Here is a 2,058-nt window from a genome sequence, read left to right on the forward strand (position 1 = left end):
GTCTGCCGCAATCACAAACGATTCGATGTCGAAGTCGGCACCCGTGAGCAGGCGATCGGGCGTGGTTTCGTTGACGATCGAGAACGGAACTTTTCGATCGGGGTCAGAAAGCTGAATCAGGCTGAGAATTTTAACGCTGCTGTCTCCGGCTTCTACGCCTCGGAAGCTCGGATCGACTTGATAAATTCGCAGTAGAAAATCGGCGCTGTTATTCTTTGCGCCGTAGCCGTTATCGGGCATGAACCAAAATGTCTGCTGGTCGGCGAACTGCACGCCGCTAAAGCCTTGGACGGGCTGTCCTGGAAAGGGACCCGTGCGCCCGTTGCCGGAGGCGTCTTTGCCGGATGATGGACCTGCCGCAAACGTGTCCGCAGGCAGAACGGCAAAGCCTTTTAGTGTTGTATTAACCATGTGTTTCTCGCTGAGGAGGTGGGATGCACACAATCCGAGATGCACCAGGATTTGTTTCGCGCTCACAGCATCCCACAGCGAAATTAAGAACGGACTATATCAAGTTGAAGGGTTTATTGAAGCCGAATTAAGAAACCTGAATCCTTGAAACGATTACCCATTATGGCTTTCATTAATCTAATCCTAGAAGGTAAAAGGCTGGAAATTTTATCAAAAACTAGATCAACAAAGGCTAAACCCGTTGTGTGTTCATCAAAACTTCATTTATAGCGACTCTGACTCCGTTGAGGTACATCCTCCCCAGAACAGGGAGGTTTTCCTTCCCTCATAGGAAGGGGCATCGGGTAAGGGCAGACCAGGCTGAATCGAGAAATGCTACGGCGGCGCTAAATTTCAGAACGCAGACGGTGAGACGGCTTGGCAAGGTTGAACGATCGCGTTATACTATGCGTAGTCGTTATGAGTTTGTGTAAACCAATGACAACGTCACCCATTGAAAACGTAGTAATCATCGGTTCTGGTCCGGCAGGCTATACAGCAGCGATCTATGCAGCGCGGGCAAATTTGAAACCCCTCGTGTTCGAAGGCTTCCAAGCTGGCGGCTTACCTGGTGGGCAACTCATGACAACCACTGAAGTCGAAAACTTTCCTGGCTTCCCTGAGGGCATCACCGGACCTCAGCTCATGGACCGCATGAAAGCGCAAGCAATCCGCTGGGGCGCAGAGCTTTACACGGAAGATGTGACGTTTGTAGATTTTAGTCAACGTCCGTTTGTGATTCGCTCGGAGGAGCGCGAAGTCCGATCGCACAGCGTCGTCATTGCAACTGGCGCAACGGCCAAGCGATTGGGACTGCCTTGCGAACAAAGCTTCTGGAGCCGAGGCATTTCTGCCTGTGCCATCTGTGACGGCGCTACGCCAATTTTCCGAGGTGCTGAACTAGCCGTAGTGGGCGGCGGCGACACGGCAGCAGAAGAATCGATTTACCTGACCAAGTACGGCGACCACGTCCACATGCTGATTCGGGGCGACAGGCTGCGCGCAAGCAAAGCCATGCAGGACCGCGTGCTGAAGAATCCCCGCATTACCGTTCACTGGAACACCGAAGCAGTGGACGTGTTTGGCGAAGAAGACCACATGAAGGGCATCAAGCTGCGAGACACCAAGACAGGTGAGGAAAGCATGCTGCACGTCAAAGGCTTGTTCTACGCGATCGGGCACACTCCCAACACTGCCTTATTCCAGGGTCAGCTAGACCTCGACGATGTGGGCTATGTCGTCACGAAGCACGGCTCGCCCGAAACCAGCATTGAAGGCGTGTTTGCCGCAGGTGATGTGCAAGACCACGAATATCGTCAGGCAATTACTGCCGCTGGGTCGGGCTGTACGGCGGCAATGCTGGCAGAGCGCTGGCTATCGCTGAATGGACTGATTGAGGAATTCCACCAAACTGAAGCGTCGGAGAAGCCGGAAACTGAACCCGTTGCTAAGAAAACCGAGGAGCAAGAAGCGTCGGAGTACGAGTTGGATCGAACCCGGCACGAAGGCGGCTACGCGCTGCGGAAGCTGTATCACGAGAGCGATCGCCTGATCGTGGTCAAGTACGCCTCGCCGCAGTGTGGTCCCTGTCACACCTTGAAGCCGATT

2 protein-coding genes are annotated in these 2,058 nt (G+C 53.7%); one reads left to right on the top strand and one right to left on the bottom strand.

The window, feature by feature from the left end:
- On the bottom strand, window positions 1-411 hold a 411-nt coding region (locus H6F43_RS06015), incomplete at its 3' end, for an esterase-like activity of phytase family protein (RefSeq protein WP_190341655.1).
- Window positions 412-888: 477 nt separating this feature from the next.
- On the opposite strand from H6F43_RS06015, the gene trxB reads away from it, so the two are divergent.
- Window positions 889-2,058 (top strand): thioredoxin-disulfide reductase (gene trxB, locus H6F43_RS06020; protein WP_190341657.1); only part of this gene is annotated, 1,170 nt, incomplete at its 3' end.

The sequence above is a fragment of the Leptolyngbya sp. FACHB-36 genome (assembly GCF_014695955.1).
Classification (GTDB): domain Bacteria; phylum Cyanobacteriota; class Cyanobacteriia; order Leptolyngbyales; family Leptolyngbyaceae; genus FACHB-36.